Raw genomic sequence first — 16,832 nt, forward strand, 5'->3', positions numbered from 1 at the left:
AATGTGAATAAGTCCCTGATTTCCTTTCCTTTAGGAACGCAGCCTATAATTCGACGTTGGCGTGGAACACCGGATGACGGTATCGTGGCGTGACGAGTGTCGCGTATGGGCGCGCGGCCGGGGGTGAGTTCGATGGCGTTGGCATTGTTGATCGCGGGGATTTTCGCCGTTTTGGCGGGCCTCCTTGCGATCCTGTTCGGCTTCACCGTCAGGGAATTCAGTCTCGGCAGTACCCTCATAATCTCCGGTACCATCGGCGTCTGCTCCGGACTGTTACTGGCCGGCCTCTACGTGGTGGTCGCGGAGTTGAAGGGCATCGCTCGCCGGCTGGCTGGATCAATTGCACCATCCGACGTTCGGGTCAGGCCCGTGCTGCCGGGTCTCGGGATGGCCGGGACGCCTGCCCCCGCGCCTGAGCCGGCGGGCGCCGAGAAGATGGAGCCGGCGCCGCCATTGCCGGCCGCAGGACCGCCGCCTTGGCAGAACGAAGCAGCCGCGCGCGAGCGTCCGCGCGTCGAGCCGCCGGCAGCGCCGGAAGCTCCGAGCCCGCCTGAGGTTCCGGAACCGCCGCGCCGGCGCAACCTGTTGTTCGCCTCGACCTCCCGCAAGGAGCGTGAGCGCGCGGAAGCGAAGACCGGCGAGGGCTTGCCGCCGCTGCCGCATGCCGAGCCGTCGGCGGAGCCTGCCGCCCCGGAGACGCCGCCTGCGAGCTTTGACGACGCCTGGCCGAAGCCGGACCGTATGAGGCCTCCGGAGCCGCCGGCCGCCGCGCGGCGCCCGCCACCGCGCTCGCCGTCGACCTTCGCTGAGCCTGCTCCGCCGCCCGCACCCGAGCCTGCGGCTGCGGCCGAGCAGACGCCTGTGACCGTGCTCAAATCCGGCATCGTCGACGGCATGGCTTATTCGCTCTATTCCGATGGCTCGATCGAAGCCCAGATGCCTGAGGGGATGATGCGCTTTGCCTCGATCGACGAGCTGCGCTCCCACCTCGACCAGCGCGGCGCTTGAGAGCGGGCGCAGGCAAATCTGGTGCAGGCAAAGGTTAGCGTAGACAAGTAAAGCGGTGGTGTTCTTGTCACTTCGTCAGTAAATCAGCCCGGATTCCTTAGTCGTCCCATTTCAGCCGAACGTATTGTTGACACGGAATACTTTGGCGTCGTCTCTCGCGTGAGACGCAAGGTGGAGAAAGGCGGGGCCGATGTCGGATGCTGGGGCTAAGAATTTCGTTGAGCTGACGGCGGGCATCGTGTCGGCCTATCTCAGCAACAATCCAACGCCTGCGGCTGAGATTCCGAATCTGATCAGCCAGGTGCATGGCGCGCTGGTGCGCGTTTCGTCAGGCCGCACCGAGACGGCGCCGCTCGAGCCAGCGAAGCCGGCGGTCTCGCTGAAGAAGTCGATCGCGCCCGATTATCTGGTTTGTCTGGAAGACGGCAAGCGCTTCAAGTCGCTGAAGCGCCATCTGCGCACCCAATACAACATGACGCCGGAGCAATATCGCGAGAAATGGGGCCTGCCGGCCGACTATCCCATGGTCGCACCGAACTATGCGGTGGCCCGCTCGCAGCTTGCGAAGCAGATGGGACTGGGACAGCAGCAGCGGAAGCGGAAGTAGAGTTTCTACGACGCTTCCGCGAGCGCCTCTTTCGCGTCGGTCTTGATCCGCTCGACCATCGAGCGCAGGCCGTTGGAACGCTGCGGCGTCAGATGGTCGCGAAAGCCGAACTCGTCGAATACGGCAATGGCGTCGGTCGCAAGAATCTCCTGTGGCGTGCGGCCGGAGTAAAGCGACAGCACGATCGCGACCAGCCCGCGCACGATGTGGGCGTCACTGTCGCCGCGATATGTCAGGATCGGCGCGCCGTCATCGCGACGATCAATCAGCTTCTGAAGCCAGACCTGGCTGACACAGCCATTCACCTTGTTCTCGGCCGAATGCTCGGCTTCGGACATCAGTTCCAGGGTGCGGCCGAGCTCGATGACGTACCGATAGCGGTCGTCCCACTCGTCCAGAATCTCGAAATTGTCCCTGATTTCATCGATCGTCGTCATGCTGGCCCAAAGTTCCCGTTCAGGTCAATATAGGGACGCAAAGCGCCGAAATCGATAGGGTTTGGGCGCTAATTCGCTGTCGCGGGCGCCGGGCCGCGCCATTCCAGCGCGAGGTCGTCCTGGGACAGGGTGTCGCGCGGCGCCTCGCTCGCAGCAAGATCGCCTTCGCCGGCCAGCGCGATCGAGCCGGTGTGGTCGGGCGCCTTCTTGTCGGGCTTCTCGAGCTGTTCTTTCTTGTCGTTAATGATCTGGTAGATCTTCTTTGCGCCGTCCTGCGCCCGCTGGCCGATGATGGTGGCGGCCTGTCCGCCGACCTCGCACGCCGTCGGCTGGCGCTTGCAGAACTGGGTCATGTCGGAGACGGCCGCGGTCGCAGCCTGCACCGCGTCGGCAGCGCCGATCTGCGGCAGCTTGTCCGATTCGGGCGTCTTGTCCCGCGGCAGGAGCACCAGCACCAGCCCGAGCCAGAATGTGATGCGAAGCAGAAAGCGCATCTTGCGACCTGTATGTTAGATCCCGCCGCGGCGATCTCCGCGGATGTCGGACCTAGCAACTCTCGATAAATCGCAAGTGATTGCCTTCCGCTTAATTCGCGGAAAATTGACTCAAGAATCTTTGCTAGCGATGGTGTCGTAAATTTTCGATTGACGTCCGTGCCGTGAGCGCTGCCGCCACGCCCGTCCACCATTTCGAAACCATGCGGATCACGGTGAAACCCTGTGTTCACCATCCTCGCCGATGACGTCGTCAAATCGTCTAAAAAGCCCTGCGATGACGGGGTGTCCGGCGGCGCGCCGCGATGCCTTAGTGTTCGTTTAAGGTCGCTCTGACACGGTGGCTCAACGATAAGGAGGCGTTCCGGCGCGTCTTCCCGACGAATGAGCCGAAGCGCGAGACCCGTGACAGTTTTGAGTATCATCCGCGATTGTCTCGATGCGCTGCTGCATCCCTCCGCGCGTTACGACGCGCTGACGCGAGCGCGCCATCGTGCCTTCATGGCCCCGCGGCTGCTCGGCAGCCTAGCCGCCTTTGCCGCATTCCCGGTCTATCTCGCCATGCGCGGCGCGCCGAGCGCGATCGAGGTGGCAGCCTTCGCCTGGCTGATTGCGCCGATCCTGTTGTCCTGGTTCCTGTCGCGCACCGGCCGTTACGAAGGCGCGCATGTGCTGTCGTCGCTGGCGCTCTCGGGCCTGATCATGGCGGTTGCGGTGACGACCGGCGGCATCGAATCATTCGCCGCAATCTGGCTGGTTGTCGTTCCCCTCGAAGCTGCGCTGTCGGCCTCGCGCCGCGTCGCGGCCTTTGCCTCGCTGCTGGCGCTGTCCTGCGCCGGCATCCTGATCCTCGTCAGCCAGCTCGGCTGGCTGCCGATTGGCGATACCAGCGCTGCGGAACGCGGCGTGCTGATAGCGTTCGGCGTCGCCTCGGCGACGCTCTATGCCGCAGGTCTGGCCTTCGGAGCGGAATCGCTCGCGCGCACCAGCGTTGCGCTGCTGTTGCGTGAGGAAGAGCGTTACCGCCTCCTGGCGCGGAACATGAGCGACGTCATCTCGCGGCATCAGCGCAACGGCGCGGTGCAGTTCATTTCACCGGCGGTGGAAGCCATGCTCGGCGTGCCCGTCGCGCAACTGCTCGGCCACGGCCTGTTCGATCGCGTCCATGTCGCCGATCGGCCGGCGTATCTGACGGCGCTGTCCGATGCCGCGCGCGGCGACGTGCGCAGTGTCGAGTTCCGGTTGCGCCGGGAGCGTGCCGGCTCTGAGCGCAGCCAGGTTGATTTCATCTGGGTCGAGATGCGCTGCCGCCCGCTCGATCAGGATATGGGCCGTGATGCCACGCGCGAGGCCGATGTCGTCGCCGTGATGCGCGATGTCACCGACCGCAAGCTGGGGGAGCAGGCGTTCGATCAGGCGCGCAGCGCTGCAGAGGCGGCGGACGCCGCCAAGACGCGCTTCCTCGCCACCATGAGCCATGAGCTGCGCACGCCGCTGAACGCCATCATCGGCTTCTCCGAGATGATCACGCAGGAGCAGACCTTGATGCTGGGCGCGGCCCAGCGGAGGGAATACGCCCAGCTCATCAACGATTCCGGCCAGCATCTGCTCTCGGTCGTCAACGGCATCCTGGACATGTCCAAGATGGAGTCGGGCAATTTCGAGATGGCGTCCGAACCGTTCGCGCCGCGTGCATCATTGATGCATTGCTGCAATCTGCTGGCGCTGAAGGCGCGGGAGAACGGCGTCGATCTTGTCACCGATGCGCCGCAGGATCTGCCTGTCATGACCGGCGATCCGCGCGCCTTCAAGCAGATCGTGCTCAACCTCGTCGCGAACGCCGTCAAGTTCACCGAGCGTGGCGGTCAGGTCACCGTAACGGCCGCGGTCTCGGGCTCGCAGCTTGCGCTGCGCGTCAGCGACACCGGTATAGGCATCGCGCCTGACGATCTCAAGCGCATCGGCGCGCCGTTCTTCCAGGCTGGCAAGACCTATCAGCGCCGTCACGAAGGCACCGGCCTCGGACTTTCGATCGTGAAGAGCCTGGTGGCGTTGCATCTCGGCGAATTGACGGTACAAAGCAGGCTCGGCGAGGGCACTGCCGTCACCGTCAAGCTGCCGCTCGTCTACACGCCGCAAGCCAAGACGTCTGATATGAAGACTTCTGATGGCAAGATGTCCGACAGCAAGGCGAGCGAGAGCAAGATCGCGACCCTGACGCCGGTGCTACGCCAGGAAGTTCAGGACCATCCTCACGACCAAGTTCAGGACCAACCCGCTCTGGTGAAGAAAAGTGCCTAAAAAGTCTGCCAAGGACGAAGCCGCTCCGCGCCGCCGTGGCGCCAAGGCCGCGGTCATCGATGTCGAGACCGAGCGCAATCTCGTGCTGCGCGTGCTGCTGCATAGCCCCAAGGATACCCTGGCCGGTCTCGTCGCCGTTGCCGCCATCGGCGCGATCGTTGCCAATGCGCTGTTCCTGCAGACCGGCCGGCATCCAGCGCCGATGTTCGGCACCGTGATCAATCTTCCCGCACCGTCGTCCCTGGCGCTGTCGAACCCCTTGCCGCGTCCGCGTCCCGTCGGCGCCGATACTTCGCCGCTCGAGCCGAGAGCGACGGAGTTTCGTGCCGAACCCAGACCTGCGGAAAAGCCGCCTGAAAGGCCTGTCGAGGCGACCGCATCGACGCCGCGCTCGGGCGATCCCATGACCAATCTGGTCAAGCAAACGATTTCGGCGCCGCCCTCCGTCACGCGTCCTCCGGCGCCGATCCCCGTGCAGCAGAGCCCGGCCGCGCGGCGCATCGCCGGCGTGCAGCGCGCGCTGTCCGAATATGGCTACGGGAATTTGAAGATCACGGGCGCGATGGGCGCCGAGACCCAGTCCGCGATCCAGAAATTCGAGCGCGAGCACAAGATGCAGGTCACCGGCCAGCTGTCCGACCGCCTGCTCCGCGAGCTCGGCGCCGCGATCGGACACCCCGTCGAATAGTCGTGACTGTTGCGAAGGCTGGTGCTGATTGCAGCGCTGTCCTATCGTGCGCTCCATGCGTTTGAAATCAAATATCTGGGTCTCAGCCTATCTGCGCCGGTGCCAGACCGAGGGCGTGTACGGCGCGGTGCGGCGTCGCGGCGCGGAGGAGGCGGGTGCGGTGTTCGTGAAGGTCTCGCTGCTTGACGGCAATGCGATGCTCTATGTGCCGGCGCCGCAGACCTCTTATGACGACGGTCGGCCGGTCGATCGCTTCTTTGTGCCGCTTGCGCCGCAACCGATGCCGGAGCCCGCGGTGGAGGAGCGCCTGACCAAGGAAATCCGCTTCGACTCCGATATCTGGATCGTCGAGACCGAAGACCGCGCCGGGCGACATTTTCTCGAGCTGGCGAAGGCCTAACGATCCGATCCGTCAGTCCCTGTCCGCACCGCGGGCGCGGAGCCGGGCTGCACGCCCGGGCGCGTCTGGCTTGCGCCCGCACGTGCGCGCTGGCGCTCGCTGTCATGCAGCGAGGGCTGGTACTTTGCGCGGGTGACGGCGAGCGTCGAGCCGCGCCAGGCGGCCAGCATCACCAGCGCCGCGCGATCGCTGAGGCGATCGTAAAGACGCGACAGCCGGTACACGTCGGTCACGGAGTTGCCGATCTCCGGCTTGAAGAACAGCAGGATACGCTGGAACACCGGGCTCGGCATGTCGAGCGCGCGCGCGGCGACTGCGAGCGCTTCGCCGCTTGCATCGTCGACGATCTGGGCTGCGACGCGCGAGGGCAGGATCAGGCTGTCGCCGAGCTCGGAGGTGAAATTCTCGACATCGCCCGCGATCGCCGCCATCTCGAGGATCTGGATCGCGCGCTTGGCGCGCACGATCGGAATCCGCGGCGCCGCCTTCAGCGGGGTCTGCGCCAGATTGTGCAGGATCAGCGCGCGCTCGGGGGCGCCGGCGCGGAAGAACATGTCGTGGATATCGGCCGCGTCCGTTGGCTGCATTGCCATGTTCGAGGCCATGCGCAGCTCGGCGTCGCTTGGCGTGCGAACCGGCAAGGGGGCAGGAGGGGGAGCAGAGGCGGGCGCCGGGATTTCGCGCGCGAGCGGAACCCTGCGGCCCTCCTGCGCGGCCGACAGTCCGAGCTTCTGCATGATCGGGGCGGGCGTCGACGGATAGATCGCAAGCCGCGCCTTGACGGCCGCGCGCGTCGCGTCGTCGACCTGGTCGATCAGTCGTGTGGCGAGCTCGACGAACTGGCGCTGCTCGTCGTCGCTGTGGGTGCTCGACTGGACATAGAGGTCGGTCAGCACGCGCAGCAGCGTCGGACGAACATCGACGCCTTCGCGACGGGAGAGGGTCATCAGCCCGTCGAATCCTGGAAACAACGACTTGGTCATGGAGAGATACGCGACCTGGAAGAGATACTCGCCGGCAGCCTATCGCGGGCTCCTTTAAAGGCTCGTTAAGGAAAACGAGGCGTGAAGCCGAACGCCTGCTTTGAAGCGTTCTCGTGCCGCAACGGGACGGTGGGTCCCGCCCGTGCGGTTACGGTGCCGCCGGCACGTTTACACCCCGTTAACCATGAACTGATCTTAATGATCCCCATGTTGCAGAGGCGCGCCGGGTCGCGCGGCAATTGAAGAGAGCTGATATGGGGACCATCATCGAATTTCCGGCCGGTCGCCGGGTGGGCGCGTCGGTGGACGTGGCTCCGCGCGCGGACATGGGCACGATTTTGATCCTTCCCGTGATCCGCATCGAGCGCGAGAGCGACGAAACCAGCGGCGATCACGGGCCGGAGCAGGGCACAGCGCCGGGGCGCCGTCGTCGTCGCCGTTAGCCTTCGGACTTTGCAATGCCGGAGAACCTCCGTCAGATCCGGCCCATCGTAACGGCCCTCATGCTCGCAGTGCTGGGCGCGACGCTTGCCGCCTGTAGTGGCGGCGATTTCGGCCGGACCCGTGCCGACATGCGCAGCGACGACATGCATCGCTGGCTGGGCGCGGAAGTCACCTCCAGCGTTGGCCTGAAGCCATCCCAATTCCAGCTCACCGACGAGGAGCGCCAGCTTCGCGACCTCGCCTATCCCCTGATCGAGCCGCCGCTGTCGCGGCCCGCCTGGAAGAGCGTGTTCGGCGACTACAAAGCGCTGCCCTCGCCCTGGCGGCAAACGATCGTGTTCGACCGCACCATGTATGGTCGCACGCTGATCGACGAGCCGCACCGTTCGCATTCTTCGCGCTATACGCAGCTGATGGAAGACGTGCGCAACGACATCACCCGCTTCGAGCCGTTCTTCGCCTCCGCGATCCGCGTCATCGACCTCGACAAGAAGCGCAACGCCAGCATGGCGCGTGTCTCTTCCCTCTCGCCGAAGGAGAAGGAGGACGCGGTCGAGCGCATGCAGGAGAATTCGCTGATCATCCAGTGGGTGCAGCAGTGCCTCGAGCAGCGCGTGTCGTCCTATCGCTGGGGTCTGGAGCGGCTGGTGATCCAGGCGCCCGACGGCATGGCCGCCGATGCCGACCGCCTGATCGGCGAACTCGCCGCCCAGACCGCCAACCCGCCGGTCGCGGCCCAGCCGCCCTACGGCCGTGCGGTCGTCTCGAAGGGTTAGGATTTTCCGCGGGCGCGCGATCGTTGCCCCGCGGGCTTGCGCCGCTGCTTCCGGAGCTTGCTGACAAGATCCTTCAGCGCATCCGGTAGCGGCACGGATGCGCGATAGGCGAGCCCGACCTCGCGCTTGACCTTGACCTCGATCTCGCGCACCGCGACATCCGGATTGCCGCGCGCTACGCCTTCCGGGACGATGGCGATGCCAACGCCGGCTGCGACCAGCGCCATGGCCCAATCCTCTGATTGCGCGATCGCCGCGGTCTGTCGGGCCTGCGGGTTGCGGCGGAAGAACTCGCTTTGCTCGCAATGGCAGCGGTCGATCAAGGGGACGCCGGCGAGATCGGCGGTGCGAAGCTTCTCCTTCAGGGCCAGCGGATGCGACGGCGGCAGCGCTGCGACATAGCGCTCGCTCCACAGCGCCACGAAATGTTCGTCAGCGCGCAGCATGCTCTTGGAGATGATCCGCGCGTCGGCGCGCTCGTCGCTGCCGACGAGGCGGAGTGCGATGTCGGCGCGCGCCGTCAGCGGCTTGAGCAGTGCGATCGTCCGGGGCACGTCGAGCGTGCGCATCAGGCCGAGCGTCACATTGGTTTTGGTGCTCGGTCTCCTGAACAGGCTGCGCGCCGCGTCGGTCTCGTCGATGATGCGGCGGGCGAGCGTGTGAAACTGCTCGGCCGAGGCGGTTGGCGCGACGCCCTTCTTGTGCCGGATGAACAGCGTGGTGCCGAGCTCGGCCTCCAGATGGGTGATCGCGGTGGAGATCGACGGCTGCGAAACGAAGCAGACGCGCGCCGCCGCGGTCAGGTTGCGCTCGCGGTAGACGGCGGCGAAGTAGCGGAGTTCGCGTATGTCCATAGGATATGCCTAGAGATATTATCAATATTCGATATTTTACCTATGGATCTAGCGATGACAAGAACGCTCTGCTCACAACAGGCAGGGAACGCGCGATGAAAATTCACCATCTCAACACCGGCACGATGTGCCCGATGGGGCGGCGCCTCGTGAACGGCACCGGCAGCCTGTTCCAGCGCGCCCGCATGGTCTGCCATTGCCTGCTAGTGGAGACCAATGACGGGCTCGCCCTGGTCGATACCGGCATTGGACTTGGCGATATCGCAACGCCCGATCGGCTGGGACGACGATGGCTGCGGCAGACCGCGCCAAGGCTCGATCCGGCGGAGACGGCGGTGCAACAGGTGAAGGCACTCGGCTATTCCCCCAAGGACGTGCGCCATGTGCTGCTGACCCATCTCGACCGCGATCACGCTGGCGGCGTGCCGGACTTCCCGCATGCCGCGATCCATGTCCATCGCGCCGAATACGACATGGCGGTGCAGCGCAAGCCGGCGCCGCCGGAAGGGCGCTATGTCACCGGGCAGTGGAGCCATGGCCCGAGCTGGACATTCTATGGCGAAGCCGGCGAGGACTGGTTCGGTTTCAAGGGCGTGCGCGCCCTCGGCGACGCAGAGGCGGACATCGTGATGATCCCGCTCGCCGGCCATACGCTCGGCCATTGCGGTATCGCGGTGCGATCAGGCGACAAATGGCTGCTGCACGCCGGCGACAGCTATTTCCATCACGGCCAGCTCGACGCATCGCCCCGCATGCCGCTGGTGCTGGGCTATTTCCAGCGTCGCGCCGACATGGACCGCGGCATGCGGATCGCCAACCAGGTGCGACTGCGCGCGCTGAAGCTGAACCACGGCGAACGCGTCACGATCGTCAACAGCCATGATCCCGTCGATTACGAGCGTTGCCGCTGCAACGCGCATTGATCGCGCCCGTCAGCGCTGTCCGTCGTGCGCGGAGATCGCGGATGCCGCGAGGCCTCCGATGCGCGCGTGAGGCCGGCCGCCGGTCGCCATCACGAGCCCGAATGCGAGCTCGTCGCGCCGTGGTGAATCCCACAGCGTCATCTCCGCGGTGCCGAAATGGCTGCGGACATAGGCGGCGTGGATGTGCCCGAGCGGAACCATGAGCCGCGTGCCCGGACCGCCGATGGTCTTCGCCGCCGGAACGATCGCCTTGGGCTGACCGAGCACCTCGCGCATGCCCTGACCGCCGGCCTCGTGCCAGACCGCGCCGTGCTCGAGCTCGCCGTCCTCGCCGACGATGATGCCCTTGCCATAGGCTTCGATCTGCGCGGCGCCGCCGAGCTGCGCGATCAGCCGTGTTGCGAGCTCGCGCCCGAGTTCGCGCAAGGATGCCTGAAACGGCATCAGGTCGGGTTCGAAGCGGCCCGCGAAAGGATTGCGGATCACCGCAATGGCCGTCCCGACCAGCAGAGGCTTCTCCAGCCGGGGACCGCGCTCGTGCCAGGTGGTCTCGACGCTAAGCGCGGTCTTGCGGATGTCATGGGACACGTCTTGAGACGACATGCGCAGGCGCTATGCTTCGTCGACGACGGGATTGCGCAGCACGCCGATGTTCTCGATCTCGACCTCGACCACATCGCCGGGCGTGAGGAAAACAGGCGGCTTGCGAGTGAAGCCGACGCCGGCCGGCGTGCCGGTGGCGATGACGTCGCCGGGGACGAGGTCGAAGATGGTCGAGCTGTACTCGATCAGCCGCGGAATCGAGAAGATCAGCATCGAGGTGTCGGACGACTGCACCACCGCGCCGTTGACGCGCGTCTCGAGCTTCAATTTGGTGGGATCGCCGATCTCGTCCGGCGTCACCAGCCATGGTCCGAACGGGCCGGTGCCGACGAAGTTCTTGCCGGAGGCGATCTGCTGGGCGTGACGCTGCCAGTCGCGCACGCTGACGTCGTTGTAGATCGAATAGCCCGCCACGTGATCCCAGGCGTCGGCCTGGCTGATGTGACGGCCGCCCCTGCCGATGACCACGGCAAGCTCGCCCTCCCAGTCGAAATTGTCCGAGACTTTCGGCCGGATCACCGGCGCGTTGTGCGCGACCTGGGAGCGCCAGACGCGGAGGAAGATCGGCGGAAATTCCGTGATCTCGCGCTTCATCCCGAACGCCACGGCTTCATTGTGGTGGTCGAGATAATTGCGCACGGCGCAGACGATCTTCTCCGGACGCGGGATCACCGGCAGATATTTGACGTCACTGAGCGCCATTGTGGGCTTGTGCCCGGCGACGATGGCCTCGCGCCGCGCATAGTCGTCGCTGCCGAGGAAGTCCGCGAGAACAGGGTACTGGGGCAGGGCGCGACCGAGATCCACGACACCATTTTCGGCAACGGCGCCCCAGCTTTCCCGATTCCCGTCCAAAAACGACAGCAGCTTCATGGTTACGCCTCAAAGGTTGGCATTTTCGATCTTGGCTATTATTTTCGAAAATGGACCGAGGCGCAAGCCCACGGCGATAAAAAGCCGTGTCGCCTATTCAGTATCGAGCAGGTGCGCGGCGTAGGTCGCGACGTTGTCGGCGGTCGAGCGGATATGCGTCTCGATCAGTTGCACCGCGAGATCCGGATTGCGCGAGATGGCGGCCTGCATGATCGCCTGGTGCTCGCCGGCCTTGTCACGTGGGCGCGGCCGGAAATTGGCCGAAAGGTGCCGATAGCGCTCGGCGCGATCGAACAGATCGGCGCGAATGGCGAGGAGTGTCGCGGAGCCGCAGGCGGACACCAGCGCCTGGTGGAATTGGCGGTGGGCGATCTTCCATTCGGGATCGCGCAGCGGATGTTCCGGACCGCGCTGCTCGATTCGCTTCAATCTGTGCAGGGTCGAGATGACGGCGATTTCCCAGTCGTCGTCGCCCCGCTCGATCGCGCGGCGGATCAATTCCACCTCGATCAGCACCCGGGCATCGGTGACTTCCACCAGGTCCTGGCGGCTGACCGGCGCCACGCGAAATCCGCGCTGCTCCTGCGCGTCGACCAGGCCTTCGGCGGTAAGCGCCGTCAGCGCCTCGCGCAGCGTCGTGAAACTTACGCCGAATCGTTCGCGCAGGACGTCGAATCGCAGCGGCTCGCCCGGCGGAAGTGCGCAGGCAATGATCTCCTCGCGCAGCCGATGGGTGATGTCGGCGGCAACGGTCTTGCCGAATTCCTTGCGGGAGCGAATGGCGCTTTCGGACATGATTTCTGTCATTTGAATCGATGACTCAACATGCCCCGCCAACGACCATCTTGCAATAATTTTCGTAAACGGTATGATTTTCGAAAATATAGCTGGGGAGGCGTGTGACATCATGAGAGCGGTGCTGGTGCGTCAGCCGGGTGGGCCGGATGCACTCGAATTGGTTGAGCTTCCGGTGCCTGTGCCCGGACCACGCCAGGTGCAGATTCGCGCCGAAGCGTTCGGCGTTGGGCAGCCCGATGTGCTGATCCGGCGTGGCGTCTACAAATGGATGCCGCCACTGCCGGCCAATCCGGGCAACGACGTCGCCGGCCGCATCGCCGCGCTCGGGTCCGGCGTCGAGGGGCTTGCGATCGGCCAGAAGGTGCTGCTGAGCGCACGCGACCTGTCGCAGCGCGGCGGCTGCTACGCCGACTATGTGGTCGCGCCTGCGGACGCCATTCATGTGCTGCCCGACAATGTCGATCTGCAGGCGGCCGTGTGCCTGTCGAACTACCAGGTCGCTTACGCGCTGCTGCACGAGTGCCGCCATCCGCGCGCACCGGCGTGCGTGCTGGTGATCGGGGCGGCGGGTGGTGTCGGCACCGCGCTGGTACAGCTTGCCAAGCTCGCACAGATGAATGTCATCGGCACGGTCTCCACCGAGGAGAAGGCCGCATTCGCGCGGGGCAACGGCGCCGATGAGATCATCTTCTACCGCGGCGAAGACGTGGTGGCGCGGACCCGCGAGCTGACGAAGGGCGAGGGCGTCGGCCTCGTGCTCGATCACGTCTGTGGGCCTGAGTTCACCGGCTATCTCGGCGCGCTCGGCAAATGGGGGACGCTGCTGTCGTACAACGCCTTCGCCGGGTTGCCGGAAGAAAACCTGATGGCGGCGATGCGCGACCATCTCGACATCTGCCCGGCGATACGCTGCTTCTCCTTTCATATCTACGACCACGATCGCGACGGGCGTCGCGCGCTCATGCGCAATGTGATTGACGCGCTGAGCCGCAATGCGATCAAGCCGGCGATCTCGGCGGTCCTGAAGCTCGACGAGGTCAGGCAGGCCCACACGCTGCTCGAGCAGGGCTCCGCGCTCGGCAAGATCATCATGACGCCATGAGGGGGTGGATCGCACGATGACGACACAAGCACCCATTGCACGCTTCACCCGGCTCCGGCACGCGAGCTTTGCCTCGCCAGATCCCGAGCGGTTGCTCGACTATTACCGCGCCGTGATCGGTCTTGGCCTCGTCGGCCGCGACGGCAACCGCATCTTCCTCGCCAACGATGCCGAGCAGCTTTCGCTGGCGATCGAACCCGGCCACGCGGCGCTGACGAGCATCGCCTTCGAGATAGCTCCCGATGTCGAGATCGAGACGCTCCGCGCGGCGCTGAAGCAGGCCGATCTGCGGCCCGAACTTCAGAGCGATCCGCTGCCTGGCGTTTCCAGGCTGCTGTCGTTCAGCGATCCCGAAGGAACGCGCTTCGAGTTGATCCAGGGCTGGACGCCGACGCCCGCGCAGGAGCGGATCGGAGCGCTTGCCGTCAGCAAGATCGGCCATGTCGCGCTTGCTACGCCCGATCCGCGCGCGGCCTCGGAGTTCTACGCGAACATGATGGGCCTGCGCGTCTCCGACTGGATCGAGGATCGCTTCGTGTTCATGCGCAGCGGCTTCGAACATCACACGCTGAACTTCGCCCGCGCGCCCGTCCGTGGCCTGCATCATGTCGCGTTCGAGCTGCGTGGTGCCGCCCACATGCACGAGGCCTGCGATCATCTCGCGCGGCACAAGCTGCCGGTTCTCTGGGGGCCGGTGCGTCATGGCCCCGGGCACAACACCGCGATCTACCACCGCAATCCCGACGGGCATGTGGTCGAGCTGTTCTTCGATCTCGACCGCATGACCGACGAGGCGCTCGGCTATTTCGAGCCGCGTCCCTGGCATCGCGATCGACCGCAGCGGCCAAAAGTCTGGGTCGGCCTGCCGCGCGACGTCTGGGGCATGCCGCCATCGCCTGAATGCACGGAGTTCGCCCGCTAGCGGATCAAACGCGAGTTGAAGAAACGCCGCCTCGTCGCGGCCAACGATAGAACAACCAAAAGGGAGGACGCATCCATGCAACGGATGAAGCGGCTTGCTGCGGCGATTTTTCTGTTTGGCGGTTTTTGTCGCAACCACTTCGGCGTCGGCGGAGAATTATCCGTCGCGCCCGATCCGGCTGTTGCATGGATTTGCCGCCGGCGGCGCGGCCGACACGCTGTCGCGCATCATCGCCGACGGGCTCTCGAAAAAGCTCGGGCAGCCGATCATTGTCGAGGCCAAGCCGGGCGCCGGCGGCAACATCGCCGCGGATGCCATCGCGAAGGCGGCGCCCGACGGCTACACGATCGGGCTCGTCACCGGCGCTCACGCCATTTCCGCGGCGACCTACAAGAGCCTCGCCTACCAGCCGGCCGAGAGCTTCGAGATGATCTCGACGCTGGTCTATTACGCGCTCGTCATTGCCGTGCGTAGCGACTATCCGGCAAAATCGCTGGGCGAGCTCGTCGCCATGGCAAAGCAGAAGCCCGGTGCGCTCAGCTTCGGATCGGTCGGTTTCGGCAGCACGCACCATCTTGCAGGAGAGCTGTTGAACGCAGCCGCCGGCGTCGAGATCGTGCACGTGCCCTATCGCGGCGATTCCCAATCCGTCACCGCGCTGCTCGGCGGAGAGGTTCCGGTGATCGTCGGCACCCCCGTCCTGCTCGCCTCGCAGATTCAGGGCGGTGCGATCCGCGGCCTGGCGGTGACCTCGCCGGCGCGCACCGCATTGTTGCCCGACGTGCCGACGGTTCAGGAAGCCGGTATCAAGGGATATGACGTGCGCACCTGGGCCGGCCTGCTGGCCCCGAAGGGAACGCCGCCCGGCATCATCGCCGCACTCAATGCGGCGACGCTGGACGCTCTCAAGGATCCCGACCTCAAGCAGCGCCTGGAGACCGCCGTCGGCGGCGAGGTTCGCGGCAGCTCGCCGGAGGAGATGAAGACGCTGATCGAGACCGAGATCAGCAAATGGATCGGCGTGGTGGAGCGGGCGAAGATCCCGAAGATCTGATGGTCGAAAGTGCAAAAGTGAACATAGTACCGCCTCGCGCATGCGGTAGTTCTCAGCGCGCGAATCGGATTGCCGCGCCGGCGCACATCGTTTGACGGCCCGCTTGAATGTCGGGCAGCGGCGTGCGTCATTGATCGCTCGGGAGGTGAGCGTGGCCGCCAGAGCAATCAGGTATTCGATGCGGGCGTTGATCGTTGCGGCTTGCCTGGTCGCGGCTGCCCAGTCCGCGGCTCAGGAAGACAAGAAAACCGACGACGACAAGCCTGCCGATCCCGATACAGGCGAGAGCACCATCGAGGAGAAAACGCTCGGGCTGCTGCCGAACCCCTGGCAAAGATACGGGGTGAAGTTTGCGGCCACCTATATCGGCGAGGTGCTCGGAAATCCGACCGGCGGTCTGAAGAAGGGTGCGGTCTACGAAGGCCGGCTCAATCTCGCCGTCGATCTGGATTTCGAAAAACTCGTCGGCATCGACAAGCTGACCTTTCACGCCAACATGTTTCAGATCCACGGCGAAGGCCTCTCGCGCTCGAATCTGCAGAATTTCTTCGTCGTCAGCGGGATCGAAGCGTTGCCCTCGACGCGACTCTACGAGGCCTATTTCGAGAAGCAGTGGGGCGACAAGAAACTATCGCTCAAGCTCGGGCAGCTGGCGGCCGACAGCGAGTTCTTCAATACCAAGTACACGGATGTGTTCACCAACGCCTCGATGGGTTGGCCGGCGATCACGTCGCTTGCTTTGCCAAGCGGCGGGCCGTCGCCGCCCTTGGCGGCCGTGGGCGCGCGCCTCCTGTGGAACGTGACAGACCAGCTGTCCGTCCTAGGCGCGATTTTCGACGGCGATCAAGCCGGTCCCGGTCCCGGCGATCCGCAGGAGCGTAACCGGTATGGCGTCAATTTCCCGGTCAACGATCCGCCGCTTCTGCTCGGCCAGGTTCAATATGCCTGGAACAACAAAAAGGGTGATCCGAACTTGACCGGCCAAATCAAGGTCGGTGGCTGGCGTCATTTCGGATCGTTCGGGGATCAGCGCTTCGCATCCAACGGCGTCTCGCTGGCCGCGCCAACGAGCAGCGGGGAACCGCGGCTCTTGTCGGGCGATATTGGAGCCTGGGCGGTCTTCGAGCAGCAGATTTATCGGATGCCGAACAGCGACGATCGCGGCATCGGCATTTTCGCACGCGTGTCCGGCGCGCCGGCTGACTGCAATCTGGTCGATGTCTATGCAGATGGCGGCGTCGAGCTCATCGGGCTCAGCAATGCACGCCCCGACGACAAGTTCGGCATTGCCGCCGGATATGCGCATGTCTCAAAACGGGCCCAGACGCTCGACACCGATTATGCCAGGTTCGTCGATCCGCGCTGGCCGGTGCGAAGCTTCGAGGGGCTGCTCACGGCCGTCTATCAATACCAGATCAAGGATGGCTGGACCGTTCAGCCGAACTTTCAATACATCGTCCATCCCGGTGGCGGCGCGACGGCTCCGGCTAGTCCGCTGCCGGGACGGGCATTGCGCAATGCCTCGGTTTTCGGATTGCGCACGACCCTGAAATTTTAAGTCGAGG

General features: G+C 64.9%; 19 protein-coding genes. 12 read left to right on the forward strand and 7 right to left on the reverse strand.

Features of this window, described 5'->3' with window-relative positions:
* Positions 1-132: 132 nt before the first annotated feature.
* Positions 133-1,008, forward strand: a complete 876-nt coding sequence (locus ACIPUD_RS16985) for a DUF308 domain-containing protein (protein WP_162496370.1) — start codon at positions 133-135, stop codon at positions 1,006-1,008.
* 190 nt (positions 1,009-1,198) lie between these two features.
* On the forward strand, positions 1,199-1,615 hold the full coding sequence (locus tag ACIPUD_RS16990; RefSeq protein ID WP_018456864.1) for a MucR family transcriptional regulator: 417 nt from the start codon (positions 1,199-1,201) through the stop codon (positions 1,613-1,615).
* A gap of 5 nt (positions 1,616-1,620) precedes the next feature.
* On the opposite strand, the gene ACIPUD_RS16995 is transcribed toward ACIPUD_RS16990, so the two are convergent.
* Positions 1,621-2,052 (reverse strand): SufE family protein, encoded by a 432-nt coding sequence (locus ACIPUD_RS16995; protein ID WP_446481192.1) that lies wholly within the window; start codon positions 2,050-2,052, stop codon positions 1,621-1,623.
* A 68-nt stretch (positions 2,053-2,120) separates the two neighbouring features.
* On the reverse strand, positions 2,121-2,546 hold the full coding sequence (locus ACIPUD_RS17000) for a DUF5330 domain-containing protein (protein WP_085362369.1): 426 nt from the start codon (positions 2,544-2,546) through the stop codon (positions 2,121-2,123).
* A gap of 384 nt (positions 2,547-2,930) precedes the next feature.
* Here ACIPUD_RS17000 and ACIPUD_RS17005 point away from each other — a divergent pair, with 384 nt between their 5' ends.
* From ACIPUD_RS17005 to ACIPUD_RS17015, 3 genes are read left to right on the forward strand one after another with little or no spacing between them, the layout of a single operon-like run.
* Entirely contained in the window at positions 2,931-4,847 is a 1,917-nt protein-coding gene (locus tag ACIPUD_RS17005) for a PAS domain-containing sensor histidine kinase (RefSeq protein WP_446481193.1), read from the forward strand.
* Complete coding sequence (locus ACIPUD_RS17010; RefSeq protein ID WP_018458487.1) at positions 4,840-5,535, forward strand: peptidoglycan-binding domain-containing protein; 696 nt, start codon at positions 4,840-4,842, stop codon at positions 5,533-5,535. Before ACIPUD_RS17005 ends, ACIPUD_RS17010 begins: the two co-directional genes overlap by 8 nt.
* Before the next feature lie 55 nt (positions 5,536-5,590).
* The gene (locus tag ACIPUD_RS17015; protein ID WP_018458488.1) at positions 5,591-5,935 is read left to right on the forward strand and encodes a DUF1491 family protein; all 345 of its coding nucleotides are present in this window, start codon (positions 5,591-5,593) and stop codon (positions 5,933-5,935) included.
* Here the strand turns inward: ACIPUD_RS17015 and ACIPUD_RS17020 are convergent.
* Complete coding sequence (locus tag ACIPUD_RS17020; RefSeq protein ID WP_085352274.1) at positions 5,932-6,918, reverse strand: DUF2336 domain-containing protein; 987 nt, start codon at positions 6,916-6,918, stop codon at positions 5,932-5,934. The two genes, ACIPUD_RS17015 and ACIPUD_RS17020, sit on opposite strands and share 4 nt — an antisense overlap.
* Positions 6,919-7,172: 254 nt before the next feature.
* On the opposite strand from ACIPUD_RS17020, the gene ACIPUD_RS17025 reads away from it, so the two are divergent.
* Positions 7,173-7,361, forward strand: coding sequence for a hypothetical protein (locus ACIPUD_RS17025; protein ID WP_018458490.1), 189 nt, complete (start codon positions 7,173-7,175; stop codon positions 7,359-7,361).
* A 15-nt stretch (positions 7,362-7,376) separates the two neighbouring features.
* The gene (locus ACIPUD_RS17030) at positions 7,377-8,138 is read left to right on the forward strand and encodes a hypothetical protein (RefSeq protein WP_018458491.1); all 762 of its coding nucleotides are present in this window, start codon (positions 7,377-7,379) and stop codon (positions 8,136-8,138) included.
* Here ACIPUD_RS17030 and ACIPUD_RS17035 read toward each other — a convergent pair.
* On the reverse strand, positions 8,135-8,992 hold the full coding sequence (locus ACIPUD_RS17035; protein WP_204510691.1) for a LysR family transcriptional regulator: 858 nt from the start codon (positions 8,990-8,992) through the stop codon (positions 8,135-8,137). The two genes, ACIPUD_RS17030 and ACIPUD_RS17035, sit on opposite strands and share 4 nt — an antisense overlap.
* Before the next feature lie 95 nt (positions 8,993-9,087).
* On the opposite strand from ACIPUD_RS17035, the gene ACIPUD_RS17040 reads away from it, so the two are divergent.
* On the forward strand, positions 9,088-9,915 hold the full coding sequence (locus ACIPUD_RS17040) for an MBL fold metallo-hydrolase (protein WP_446481194.1): 828 nt from the start codon (positions 9,088-9,090) through the stop codon (positions 9,913-9,915).
* Between the two features lie 9 nt (positions 9,916-9,924).
* On the opposite strand, the gene ACIPUD_RS17045 is transcribed toward ACIPUD_RS17040, so the two are convergent.
* The 3 genes from ACIPUD_RS17045 to ACIPUD_RS17055 form a co-directional block, all read right to left on the reverse strand.
* A complete protein-coding gene (locus tag ACIPUD_RS17045; protein WP_446481195.1) occupies positions 9,925-10,518 on the reverse strand; it encodes an amino acid synthesis family protein in 594 nt (197 codons plus the stop codon).
* A 9-nt stretch (positions 10,519-10,527) separates the two neighbouring features.
* Positions 10,528-11,391: a fumarylacetoacetate hydrolase family protein gene (locus ACIPUD_RS17050; protein WP_446481196.1), complete on the reverse strand. Its 864-nt coding sequence runs from the start codon at positions 11,389-11,391 to the stop codon at positions 10,528-10,530.
* Between the two features lie 93 nt (positions 11,392-11,484).
* Complete coding sequence (locus ACIPUD_RS17055; protein ID WP_446481197.1) at positions 11,485-12,186, reverse strand: GntR family transcriptional regulator; 702 nt, start codon at positions 12,184-12,186, stop codon at positions 11,485-11,487.
* 112 nt (positions 12,187-12,298) lie between these two features.
* On the opposite strand from ACIPUD_RS17055, the gene ACIPUD_RS17060 reads away from it, so the two are divergent.
* The 4 genes from ACIPUD_RS17060 to ACIPUD_RS17075 all read left to right on the forward strand — a co-directional run bounded on the left by ACIPUD_RS17060 (position 12,299) and on the right by ACIPUD_RS17075 (position 16,825).
* Positions 12,299-13,291, forward strand: a complete 993-nt coding sequence (locus tag ACIPUD_RS17060) for a zinc-dependent alcohol dehydrogenase family protein (protein ID WP_446481198.1) — start codon at positions 12,299-12,301, stop codon at positions 13,289-13,291.
* A gap of 16 nt (positions 13,292-13,307) precedes the next feature.
* Positions 13,308-14,213, forward strand: coding sequence for a VOC family protein (locus ACIPUD_RS17065; protein ID WP_446481199.1), 906 nt, complete (start codon positions 13,308-13,310; stop codon positions 14,211-14,213).
* Positions 14,214-14,328: 115 nt separating this feature from the next.
* Positions 14,329-15,267: a tripartite tricarboxylate transporter substrate binding protein gene (locus ACIPUD_RS17070; RefSeq protein WP_446481200.1), complete on the forward strand. Its 939-nt coding sequence runs from the start codon at positions 14,329-14,331 to the stop codon at positions 15,265-15,267.
* 178 nt (positions 15,268-15,445) lie between these two features.
* Positions 15,446-16,825, forward strand: coding sequence for a carbohydrate porin (locus ACIPUD_RS17075; RefSeq protein WP_446481225.1), 1,380 nt, complete (start codon positions 15,446-15,448; stop codon positions 16,823-16,825).
* Positions 16,826-16,832 lie beyond the last annotated feature (7 nt).

This window comes from Bradyrhizobium sp. CAR08 (genome assembly GCF_052871955.1).